The following is an 11,875-nucleotide window of genomic DNA, read 5'->3' on the forward strand; positions in this document are numbered from 1 at the left end:
TACATATTTGTGGCTTGAGAATCTTTTAAAGCTGTAAAATTTCTTACTGGCAGTCCTCCTGATCTATTATTTAGCTCTAATAAAAATAAAGTACCATATCTAGCCCCTATACGTGATATTGGTGATTTCCTTGACTTCCCTAGCCATTTTTTCCTAACTTCATTAAATCTTTCTTTATCATGATAATCCATTTCCATTTTTTTATTCTCTACTACTATAGCCTTTAAATTTTTACTCCCCATAATGCATCCAGTTCCCATTCTCCCTGCAGCATGATTTTTTGACATAATTATACTAGAGTATCTAACCAAGTTTTCTCCACCTTGCCCAATGCAAGCAACTTCTGCTTTCTTACCATGTCTTTTTATTAAAATATCAGTAGTCTGGTCCGTAGCTTTCCCCCACAAGTCTGTGGCATCTAAAATTTCTATACTACCTTCTTCTTTAAGTAGAATATATACTGGTTTTGATGTTCTTCCTTCAATAACTAAGTGATCTATTCCTAAAGCTTTCATCCTTACTGGGAAAAGTCCTCCTACATTAGAGTCTCCATACATATCAGTAATAGGACTCTTTGTAGTCACTACACATCTATTACCTGCCATCATTCCAGTTCCTACAATAGGCCCTACCCCCAAAATTAATACATTTTCCTCAGACAAAGAATCATGATAAATTGCATCAGACTCATTTAATAACATTACGTTAATCCCAATAGCACCTATATAATTTCGTCTGATTTCTTTTGTAATGGGTCTTTCTCTAATCTTTTGTTTTGTTAAATTTACATAGATGATTTTATTATTCATATCTTAAGTTACCCCACAATCTGATTCAATTGTGCCATCTCTCATACTGATTATCCTACTACCATAATAAGATGCTTCTTCAAAATGAGTAACCTGTACAATTGTCTTTCCCATTTCAACATTAATCCTTTGGAATAAATCCATTATGTCTTTTCCTGATTTAGAATCTAAGTTTCCTATAGGTTCATCTGCTAAAATTAAATCAGGATCCATCAATAAAGCTCTTGCAATAGCAGTCTTCTGTTGTTGTCCCCCTGATAGTTCTCTAGGTGTGTATTTTCTCCTTTTTTCCATACCTATTATGTCTAAAATCTCATCAAGCCTATTGCCATATTCTTTTGGCTTTTTACCATCTATTAAAACCGGGAGTAAAATATTATCTTCTACACTTAAGTTTGGGATTAAGTTATAAAATTGAAATATAAATCCTAATCTTGTTCTTCTAAGTTTACTCTTCACTTTCTCACTTAAAGAATTGTAATTTTGACCAAAAATTTTAATATCTCCAGAACTTGGTGAGTCCAGTCCTCCCATTAAGTATAACAATGTTGACTTACCGCATCCTGAGGGACCCATGATTGAAACAAATTCTTTATTATAAACTTCAAATTTTAAATTTTTCAGCACTTCCAACGTACCTTTTCCTACAGTAAAACTCTTATACAATCTACTAACCTCTAATACTTTCTCCACCATACCACTCCTAAGTTTTATTCATACTTTAACTCCTTAACAATATCTAATTTTCTATTTTTATTAATAATCGGTACAGAGCTCATTATTGATAGTAATATTGTAACTCCAAAAACTACAGATAATAGGTTTGTAGGAAACTTCATGTTTAAATCAAGCATTAAGAATATGAACACATCTTGAATTAAAAATAGTGAAAGCCAACCATAGACAAGTCCCAACAGGCTTCCGAGGGCTGCCATAATTGAAGATTCATACATTAATAAAATAGATCTATGCTCTAAATTCATACCTAAAGATGTGAGTACTGCTAATTCCCTTTTCCTCTGAAGGAAACTTATGAACATATTACTTCCCATCCCAATTCCCCCCATTATTATAGTAATAATAGTAAAAATATAGAGAATATCAGTAAACTGTTTCATTTCCTTTTCAGTGTCTTTTATTATCTCCCTTTTTGATAGAATCTCTACTCCAAAACTTTTAAATTCATTTTTAAGTTTAGATTTTGACAAATTTGTATTAACAAAATACTGAGTTGGATTCTCTATGCCAAAAATTTCCTTAGCTACTTTTTGTGATATAATGTTATAATTTCCGCTAGCATACATTTTAGGATCAACGACCGATGTAACTTCCATTTCATAAGTTTTATTATTATAGGTTAAATTAATAACATCTTCCTTATTCAAGCCATAATTCTTTGAAACTCTTTTACAAATAATAATTCCACTCTCAACACTCTCAAGCTCTTTTAATTGCTTATCTTTGTTGTCAAAAGACATATATTCATCAAAATCTATATACCTCTCTGTTTGAACTCCATACAAGTTTATAGGATTTAAAACATTGTCATCAAGAGTAGTTGGTATAGCAGTTATCTCATAGATATCTTCTTCGTTAAATAGATTGTATAGTTTCTCTGAGAATTCATCTAATTTTCTAGGACTAGCTACTAATAAGTAATCAAAATTCATCTGACTATAGCTACCACTTATTACATCTCCAATGGCATTACTCATAGTGCTAATAATAGTAATAGATAAGATACTTATAGTTATTAAAGTAATGTTGTTAATAATAGGCTTATGGCTTGTCATGTTGTTGAAAGCAAGCATACCACTTGTATTTTTTCCTCTTAGAATCTTTGAAATTGGATAGCAAATAAACTTAACAACTGAAGATATAATTAGTACAGCTCCAATCAAATACAAAATCACATTAGGAATTGCAAGTGCATAATCAAAATATTCCTGAAGATTCTTAATTACAACAACAAAGATTAAAAATATTATCCCTATAATAAAGTTTTTACTCTTGTTTGTTTTTTTAGTGTCCACCGTATTTAAAATAATATCCTTTATCGAATTTTTCCTTATCTTAAAAAGTGGTAAAGCTGCAACAATAGCTGAAAACAATATCGAAAAAACTAAACTTACCGCTAAATATTTCCCTTTTATAGTAACTTTCTCATAGCTTGCAAAATCAAATTCATATATTGAATAATTACTAATAACTCCTGATAATAGAACTCCTAATAATAAGCCTACCAATCCACCAAGAAATCCATATATAATTCCTTCACGAAGTAACAAATTCTGTATATGCAAATAATTAGCCCCTTGACTAAAGAATGTACCAAATATAGGTAACCTTTCACTTACAATCAGCTTAAAAGCAGAGTATATTATAAATGTAGCCATAATTATTGTAATTATAAGCATGAAAATCATAGGATTTTTTATCCATTCCATTTGACTTCGAATAGCTTCCTCATCATATGTCCTTTTAGCTATTATTTTGGAATCTTCATTTTTTATATTAAAGTCTTGAACCCAAGAATTTATATTGTCATCTTTAACTTCTATGTACATTAATGTATTATTATCTTTGTCATCAGAATAAGCTACAAGAGTATCTTTTGGTACAACTATTGTAAATCTTTCCTCCCCATCATAAGCAAAAACTCCTTCTGTATCATAGACAGCAACTATCTCATATTTAGCGTTCTGTCCATCTATAAAAAGTTCAATATTATCACCTAGTTTTACATCTAAACTTTCCAATACTTTTTTAGAAATTGCGATTTTATTTCCTGTAAACCTATTGACATTTCCTTGTAAAGGTACCATAGGGCTGAAATCTTTGAACTTTTCCCCATTAACACCTAATACCTTAAATTCCTTATCCTTATCTTCCACTACATATCCACCTGATTCCAACATTCCTAATCTCTTATACTTATCTTCACCTATAGAAATATCGTTCCAATCAAATACTTTACTATCCTCTGAATATAACTCAATATTGTATTCTCCAAAATTTTGCTTCGCCTGCTTAATGAATAGATCAGACATTAAATCCACTACCGTTAAAGTAACAATTAATAAGGCACTACTAATTGCTATAGATAGTATTAGTAGGAACATCCTTCCTTTTTTTTCTAATATACTTTTTAATAAATACTTATTAATAATATTCATTTTTATACTCCTTACCACCAATTAATTGTATATTATGTTACTGAGCTATATTTTTTATTTCTCATAAAAATACTATTCTTTTATCAATTTCCCTACAGGTTTTTTCTATTGCTTTAAGTAGCCCAACTTCTATAAAATTAAATTTATCATTTTCTATAATTTTTTTAAAACAACCATTCACATCCATCTTTCTATAAATATTAATACACAACTCTTTCTTTAAATCTTCTGCCTTCAAAATATACTTCTTTGAATACATTGAACAAATCGGAACTTTTGAATCTCTAACATCCATGGAATAGACTAATTTTTCAAAACTCTCCATCCCACGTTTAGCCAAATCAGTGTGAAAGGCTGTAGGCGCTGGAATTGTAGATACTTTTAAAGCACCATTATCCCTTACAATTTTAGCTAACTTCTTAACTTCCTTCTTTATACCAGAAAGAAGAACATAACTTTCACTGATATTTGCTGCAATAAACACCTTATCTTCTAGCCCATTGTTTACAATAAGTTCATTTACATTATCTTTATTTATACCAACTTCAAAAAGCATCAGCATTTCATCATTGTTATAACCTTTAGAATAAAAGTATGATTCACATACTAATTTCAACCCTTCCTCAAAGCTTATAGACTTCAAACATGCTAAACATGTGATTAACCCTATACTATATGCTGCAACTTCAGCATACTGGTATTTCTTGTCTATGTACTTAAACAGACAATAATCTATTATATATCTCTCTATCCAGGCTTTTATAGTGTTCAATTCTTCTTCAGAAGTATACCAGTATTTATGACTAAATTTATTAATATAAGCATATCCAACTGAAAGCAATTCTTTATAATATTCTAGATTAATTCTTCCATCCTTGTTAACTTTACTTTCATCAATTTTGTTTCCGCCTATACCTTCAAATATTAACGTTACCCTGTCAATTTTATCCATTTTACCACTCTTACGCTACAAATTCTAATGTTCTCTTTAATGTCTTAGAGCCATTAATTCTAAGAGTAACTGCATCTAAATTCATTCTCTTTAAAAAATTGCTCATTGTCTTTCCTGGACCACATTCTATATAAACATTTATTCCATAATCATGCATGTTTAACATTGTATCTTTCCATAGAACAGTATGGGTCATCTGCAATAAAGCCTTTTCTTTCAAAACTTGTCCATTTATTTCTGGCTTTCCATCATAGTTTGAAAAAACTGGAACCTTGGCGTTGGAAAATTCAATTTCATCCAATAGTACTTTTAATTCATCATAGGCTGGTTTCATAAGCTCACAGTGAAATGCTCCACTTACAGGAAGAATATAAAACAGTATTCCTCTCTTATCAAATTCCTTTTGAACTTCATTTATTTCATACCTATACCCAGAAAGTACCAATTGTCCATTAGTATTCACATTAGAAACCCAAATTTTTTTATTTAAATAATCACCAATAATCTCATATATCTTATCAAACCTATCCATACTTACAGCTGCCATAGCCCCTTCTCCATTTGGAACTGCATTGCTCATAGCCTCTGCTCTTACTTGAATAATTCTAAAAACATCTTCTAAACCAAGACAGCCTGCAGCATGCAACGCAGCAAATTCTCCAAGTGAAAATCCTGCTACTCCATAAGGTACAATACCATACTTCTCTAACAACTTATATGCAGCTATATCGCACGTTAGGACACATGGCTGAGTATTTAATGTATCATTTAATTCCCCTTGAGTACCATAGAAGCAAATCTCTGCAATATCTTTCCCCGTAATATTTTTTGCAACCTTAAATGCTTCCCTTATTTCACTATATTTGTCATAAAGTTCTTTAAACATTCCTGGTTTTTGAGAACCTTGCCCTGAAAAAAAAACTCCAAGTTTCATAAAATTCACTTCCCCTATGTATATATTTTGAAAACTTCAATCCAATCCATATTAATAGCTAATAACCCTCATGGTCAATTTCTTGAATATTCAGTAAATTGAATGCTGTTTAAAAGAAAATTCTATTTTTAATAGTATAGCATGTGTTAATGATAAAATTTTGTCATACCTTGTCATGAGGTTATTACAATTTTGTAATGTATTAATGTCTGGTTGGAAATACTACTAGAAACGAATATAATATAGAAGATTAAACTTAATACACTAATTTAGGATAAAGGCATTTTTAATTTTGTTTTCTACTTAATTAATCTGGAAAATTAAGATGAAACTCTCTTTGCTTTTTTAAGAAAATAAAGAATGCTTAGGAATTCACTTCTAAATAGAAGTTAGCTCCTAAGCAGATCTGCTCTATCTTGAGCTTAAGGGATTAAAACTTGCTATTTCACCGCAGCTCCATTTATTTAAAATGTTAATACTCCATTTTCATCTTTTATAATTTGAAGTATTTCTTCTTCATTTCCATTTTCAGCATTTATATATACTATAAAATCGGAGTCTTTATATTTTCCTTTAAACTCATAACATAGAACCTCTCCCTTGCCTTTCGGTATCATAGCCAATCTAATGGAATCAATATCAAAGTCTACCTTTACTTTTTTTCTAGCTTCATCTTCTGTAAGCTTAACTTTAGCAGGTATAGTCCTATCCTGATGGTTAACTAAATAGGTAGCAGCATCAAAACCTACTATCTCACCATTATCTAGAGCCACCTTTACCTTAACAAGGTCTGGGTAGATAGTAACTTTATCTTCTTTGTAAGCAAAGTTATAAATACCTATATTGTCATATCTTAAAGAGTAATTAGGTTCCATATTTTTATAACCTTTTTCTTCTAGAAATTTTAAAGCCCTATCTTGCCCTTGTTCCATATTTAATTTATTTTTCCCTACAGACCTTGCATTTGCCATCCATACTACTTTTCCTCCAGTTTTAGAGACTCCTATATAAGAAGCTCTATCTTTTGTAGTATTTTCTGGAGTAATCTTATAGGTATAGGATGGGATTTTTGCTGTAGTATCTATATCTTCTCCTTCCTCAAAAGGTTCTATTTTTGAAACCTTTTTATAGCCTAAGAACTTTGTAGCTGTTTTTTCTCCTTGTTTAGAAGTTATTTTTTTATCTCCCAATCCTTTAGGCTTTTTGTTCATTACCTGTTCTGAAAAAGGCCCATCATATATTAATGTAGGAGTTTTACCCATAGTTTTTTCTAAGTTTATAATACTAGTTTGAAAAGTCTTTTGATTTGCTTCATCTATTTTTCTCTGTTGTCTAGTACTAGTTCTTTTTCCTGCAAAATCATTTTCTGCAATTTTATCTTGTAATTTTGCAAATTCAGAGTTAAAAGCTGCAGAATTTTTCTGTAAATTAATTAAATTTTCTCTTTGTTTGTTTGTAAGATCTTTTCCATTTAAATGGCTTTGTATAAGAGAATAACTATAATCTGCCGCTTGAGTTAAAAATTTTTGAGTCTTACTTATATCTGACTGTGATACTGGTATTTGAGCTAATTTATCCTGAGCAAAATAGGCCTCGTTCATTATTTGAGATAGTAATAAAACATTTTGTTCCCTTGACTGAGATAATAATGCTTTAGATAGGGACACTTGAACATTCTCCACATGTTTTCTAGTATCAAAATACAGTCTTTGATAATGATTAGTTAAGGAGGTCCTATATTCATTTTTTGCTACATTTTCATTATAGCCCCACACAAGGGATATTACTAGAACTAAACCTAATATTGATGGTATAATCCATTCTCTTCTCTTCATTTTCTTTCCTCCTTATAGTCCAAACCAATGTTTACCAATTTTCAAAGTTACTTTTCTAGACCAAATCCATTTACTAGTAGCAGTAGCTGGATTCCAATAATATAAAGTTCCATAAGTTGGATCCCATCCATTTAGGGCATCTCGAGCAGCTTTTAATGAGTCTTTGTTAGGAGGTAGATTCATTTGTCCATCAGCTACAGCTGTAAATGCTAAGGGTTGGTAAATTACCCCTGCTATAGTATTGGGAAAAGAAGGACTCTTTACCCTATTTAATATTACAGCCCCTACTGCTACTTGACCTATATAAGGTTCTCCTCTAGCTTCTGCATGAATACATCTTGCCATTAACCATTCATCACCACTTCTATTTATACCTGAATTAGAAGTACCTTGAGCTTGAGAAGTTAGTTGTAAACCCATAGCTGCAGCAGTACCAGGTCCAACTACTCCATCTACCTTTAATCCATTCTTCTTTTGGAATCTAATAACTGCTCTATAAGTTCTGGCTCCATAGACTCCATCTACATTTCCTTCATAATACTTCCAGTTTCGTAGTTTCCACTGAACATTTTTTACATCTTGACCTCTAGAACCCCAGTACAATGCCCTAGGTCCCAAAAGCATTTCATAATTTGAAATAGTCTCTATCGGAAATTGTTTAGGTTCATAAAACATAAATATCGAAAGAAAAATTAACACAAATACACTAGTTATTAAAAAAGTCTTTTTCAATGTATTCCTCCTTCTAAAAAAGTATTTTCTATATTTTTTGTAATATATCAATTTTTATACATAAGACTATAATTTTGTTTTTTATAATAGTCAAAAATAAAAAAAGGAGAGAAAACTCTCCCTTTATTCAACAGTCATTTCCACTAAATGATCCTTTGTCTTTTCAAACATTTCTACTACTTTAGATTTTAATTTTATAGTATTTTCTTCTTCCTCCCTTTTTAACTCTACTGGCTCTGGAACCCCTATGGTTTCTATAGCATCCGTCTCTTCTGTCTCTTCCACTTTTTCTTCCGATTCTATTTTAGACTTTTCTTCAAATTCTTCTTCATGAATTATCCTTTCCGTATCTTCCTCTATATTAGCTGGTACTCCGTGAGTAATATCTATGAAACATAAAGGTGGAAACATAACGCACCACCAATTTTTCCCTTTTCCTTCTCCTATAGTTAGTTTTAAAGCTTCATAGTCACCTGATGGAAATACCATATCCCCATAACTTCTTGTTGGAAATTGATCCCTTTCTAAGCTAACAGCTACTTCATAGTCTTTTCCTTCTTTTTTTATTTCTTCTTCTGCAATTTCTTTAATATTATCTAAGTTTTCTAAAATAATTTTCCTAGATTCTTTAATGGAATGGGAAGTCTCAAATTTGTCCCCTATTTGATCTAGTATTTCATCTCTAATTCGTAATTTTAGGGCTTGATCTTCTTCATCATCGCTGTTAGCCTTTATATGAAATCTAATAATCTGTTCTTTAAAAGTATTTTCGTGGGCCTTTTTCTCTTTTACATAAGGATGAATTAAAAATGCAATACTTATTATAAATGCGGACAATAAGAGTATTAATTTTTTATGTTTCATATTTTCACTCCTTTATATTTTTCTAGTATTAATAAGTATTGACAATATTTTGTTTTTTTATTCCTATTTAGTAACTCCTGTCCTTCTTACTTTTGATGTAACATTAATTTCAAAATCTACAGTAACAAAAATTTCATCCCAGTCTTTACCCACATCTTCCCAAACCTTTGGATGATGCTTACTTAAATATTCACCTATACCAAAAATATCTGCCTTATGATAAGTTTGCATATGATGAACTAGCTTTTCTGCTTCTTCTTTTAATTTTTTTTCTACTTCCCTTTCTACCTTTTCAATAAAATCATCCTGAAAAGTGTTTTTTCCTCCTTCAAAGGTATACTGTTGAATATATCCTTCTGTATGTATATCAAAACTCGCTTTTATTTTCTCATCCTCTAATGAAACATCATTTTTAGCTTTTACTCCCGTAATAACATAAGATACCGTAAAGTCTTCTACAGAAACATCTATTAATTCAGTTTTTACTTTACTCTTCATCATTGCTAAAGTTCTATTTTCCTCTTCTCCAATCCAACCTATTAGTTTATAGTCTCTCAGTATTGCTGCTCCCGAAATTACAAGGTCATCTTTTACTTTCTTTACTTTTGGAGCTAAAGTTACATCACTAATATCAAACTCTTTCGTTAGCCTAGTTAAAGTTTGGGGAGTAAACCTAGAGGACTGGGAATTATTTTCAATAACATCATTTAAATATGCTCCAGTTATAGGTTCCTGTTTTGGTTTTATTTCTAATATCTCTTTTGCAGTACCATCTGTTACTGCTATTTTTACATTTCTATTAATTCTTGAATCTCTATTTAACCCATCTAAAACCTGCTTAACTAAATCCTCATGTTTTAAAAATTCCTCTCCTATAACGATTACTTTTAAATGCTTAAAATAGAAAGGTTTATCTATCCTCGTAGCCAAATGTCTACTAGAATCAAATAAAGTTTGAGATACTGTAGAAACTACAAAACGTTCTTCTTTTTGAGTCGGCTCCTTACCCAAAGCATATATATTAGGATAAACATAGGTAACTATATAATTCCCTTCTCCTTCTTTGCCTTCTTCATTAAAATCTATACCTATACTACTTACAAATATTCTTTGATTTATTTCTTCCATGTCCCAACAACCTACTAATATGATACTTAAACAAATCAAGAACAAAATAAAAAGTGATTTTTTGCTCATAATTTTTCTCTCCTATTTTTCACTTTATTTATAACAAATAAAATAATTGGGAAAATAACTGCAGATATGACTCCTGTTATGTTTACAAATTTACCCATATATTTATATACATCTCTTAAGTTTTGAGGCAAAATAGAAATTATATATACAATAGGAATTAAAGCGGTGACAAAATAATCATGTTTTTTAGTATTAAACAAATTGGATAGAATTATTCCTGAGACATGAAAAGCAGGTCCCATAGTCCCAAATATTACCACAACCCATATTGCCATTACTATTCCATCTAAGTTTTCAATAAAGAGCCCAGGAAAACCTATTTCTCTTGTTAATACTAAAGAGGGCCATATTTGTCTTTTTAATTCATTTATTCCAAACTGAGATAAAGTAATGAAAAAGAATAATAAATAAATTATTAGTATATCTACTATGGCATATATACTATATTTTAAACTTTCTTCAGGCTTTTCTACATTCCCCATAGCTATAAGCCCAATCTCATAACCTCCATAAGCAAAAAATGCAATTGGAATACTTCTCAGCATAGGTTTCAACTTTATATTTGCTAAAGGATGTATGTTGGAAAAATCCGTTCCTGGTATTGAAAATATAACTACTCCAACTGCTGTAACTAGTATTATGGGGTAGATTATAAGAGCCATACGACTTATATCCACTATTTTACTTCTTCCTAAATAGGAAGTGACCCAAAGCATAGTAATTATTATAATTCCTATAGGTGTGGTTTCCAATAAGAATACTTTTATTACTGCCCCAAATATTCGCACCGAAAAAGTTAAGATACCTACTAGATATACAAGAAAAATAAAAGACATTATGTTGAATATAAAGGGTGGAACGATTTCTTTTCCAAATTCAAAATATATTTTTCCTGGATACATTAGGTTTAGACTATTAAATATCATTATAATAGGAATAGTTAAAATCCCCCCTAAAATAATACTAAACCATCCTCCATTTTCTACAATTTCTGCTAAGTCACTTGGCAAAGAAAGTATCCCTATTCCAATAACAACAGAAACAATTAGAGCCTTAATTTGCCTATTTGATACTTTGCTTTTTCCTTTCATACCATCACCTTATCTAAGTCTTCTCTTATTTTTAGGAAAAGTAAAAGCTGGTCTTTTCTTTAAAGTCTGTATAGGAGCTTTTATAATTGTATCCTTTAGGTCTCCTTCTTCCAAACCTAATCCAGAATAAGGAGATGTAAAAGGAATGCCAAAACTATTTAATTTCACAAGATGAGTTAACATAACTAAAAATCCAAGCATTATCCCGTAAAGGCCTAAAATCCCAGCACAAGCCATTAGAATAAATCTATATAATCTTAATCCTGTAGCCAAATCATAACTTGG

11 protein-coding genes are annotated in these 11,875 nt (G+C 30.6%); all 11 read right to left on the reverse strand.

Annotation, left to right across the window (positions count from 1 at the left end):
- The coding region (locus VK071_13790; GenBank protein HLR36386.1) for an aldehyde ferredoxin oxidoreductase N-terminal domain-containing protein at nucleotides 1-809 on the reverse strand (809 nt) is incomplete at its 3' end.
- A gap of 3 nt (nucleotides 810-812) precedes the next feature.
- A complete protein-coding gene (locus VK071_13795; GenBank protein ID HLR36387.1) occupies nucleotides 813-1,505 on the reverse strand; it encodes an ABC transporter ATP-binding protein in 693 nt (230 codons plus the stop codon).
- A 14-nt stretch (nucleotides 1,506-1,519) separates the two neighbouring features.
- The gene (locus tag VK071_13800; GenBank protein ID HLR36388.1) at nucleotides 1,520-3,985 is read right to left on the reverse strand and encodes an FtsX-like permease family protein; all 2,466 of its coding nucleotides are present in this window, start codon (nucleotides 3,983-3,985) and stop codon (nucleotides 1,520-1,522) included.
- Between the two features lie 61 nt (nucleotides 3,986-4,046).
- Entirely contained in the window at nucleotides 4,047-4,937 is an 891-nt protein-coding gene (locus tag VK071_13805) for a hypothetical protein (protein ID HLR36389.1), read from the reverse strand.
- Nucleotides 4,938-4,947: 10 nt separating this feature from the next.
- Nucleotides 4,948-5,871 (reverse strand): ACP S-malonyltransferase, encoded by a 924-nt coding sequence (locus tag VK071_13810; GenBank protein ID HLR36390.1) that lies wholly within the window; start codon nucleotides 5,869-5,871, stop codon nucleotides 4,948-4,950.
- A 464-nt stretch (nucleotides 5,872-6,335) separates the two neighbouring features.
- On the reverse strand, nucleotides 6,336-7,706 hold the full coding sequence (gene ypeB, locus VK071_13815) for a germination protein YpeB (protein ID HLR36391.1): 1,371 nt from the start codon (nucleotides 7,704-7,706) through the stop codon (nucleotides 6,336-6,338).
- A 12-nt stretch (nucleotides 7,707-7,718) separates the two neighbouring features.
- Nucleotides 7,719-8,438, reverse strand: coding sequence for a spore cortex-lytic enzyme (gene sleB / locus VK071_13820; GenBank protein HLR36392.1), 720 nt, complete (start codon nucleotides 8,436-8,438; stop codon nucleotides 7,719-7,721).
- A gap of 123 nt (nucleotides 8,439-8,561) precedes the next feature.
- A complete protein-coding gene (gene spoIIR / locus VK071_13825) occupies nucleotides 8,562-9,302 on the reverse strand; it encodes a stage II sporulation protein R (protein ID HLR36393.1) in 741 nt (246 codons plus the stop codon).
- A 63-nt stretch (nucleotides 9,303-9,365) separates the two neighbouring features.
- Complete coding sequence (locus VK071_13830) at nucleotides 9,366-10,499, reverse strand: Ger(x)C family spore germination protein (protein HLR36394.1); 1,134 nt, start codon at nucleotides 10,497-10,499, stop codon at nucleotides 9,366-9,368.
- Nucleotides 10,496-11,590, reverse strand: coding sequence for an endospore germination permease (locus VK071_13835; protein HLR36395.1), 1,095 nt, complete (start codon nucleotides 11,588-11,590; stop codon nucleotides 10,496-10,498). Before VK071_13835 ends, VK071_13830 begins: the two co-directional genes overlap by 4 nt.
- Nucleotides 11,591-11,599: 9 nt before the next feature.
- A partial coding sequence (locus tag VK071_13840; protein ID HLR36396.1) for a spore germination protein occupies nucleotides 11,600-11,875 on the reverse strand: 276 nt, incomplete at its 5' end.

The organism is Tissierellales bacterium (assembly GCA_035301805.1).
Taxonomy (GTDB): Bacteria; Bacillota; Clostridia; order Tissierellales; family DATGTQ01; genus DATGTQ01.

Bases quoted from the DNA above. Each gene is read 5' to 3' on its own strand.
- VK071_13795 (HLR36387.1), bottom strand. From the start codon at position 1,505: ATGGTGGAGAAAGTATTAGAGGTTAGTAGATTGTATAAGAGTTTTACT.
- VK071_13800 (HLR36388.1), bottom strand. From the start codon at position 3,985: ATGAATATTATTAATAAGTATTTATTAAAAAGTATATTAGAAAAAAAA.
- VK071_13805 (HLR36389.1), bottom strand. From the start codon at position 4,937: ATGGATAAAATTGACAGGGTAACGTTAATATTTGAAGGTATAGGCGGA.
- VK071_13810 (HLR36390.1), bottom strand. From the start codon at position 5,871: ATGAAACTTGGAGTTTTTTTTTCAGGGCAAGGTTCTCAAAAACCAGGA.
- ypeB (HLR36391.1), bottom strand. From the start codon at position 7,706: ATGAAGAGAAGAGAATGGATTATACCATCAATATTAGGTTTAGTTCTA.
- spoIIR (HLR36393.1), bottom strand. From the start codon at position 9,302: ATGAAACATAAAAAATTAATACTCTTATTGTCCGCATTTATAATAAGT.
- VK071_13830 (HLR36394.1), bottom strand. From the start codon at position 10,499: ATGAGCAAAAAATCACTTTTTATTTTGTTCTTGATTTGTTTAAGTATC.
- VK071_13835 (HLR36395.1), bottom strand. From the start codon at position 11,590: ATGAAAGGAAAAAGCAAAGTATCAAATAGGCAAATTAAGGCTCTAATT.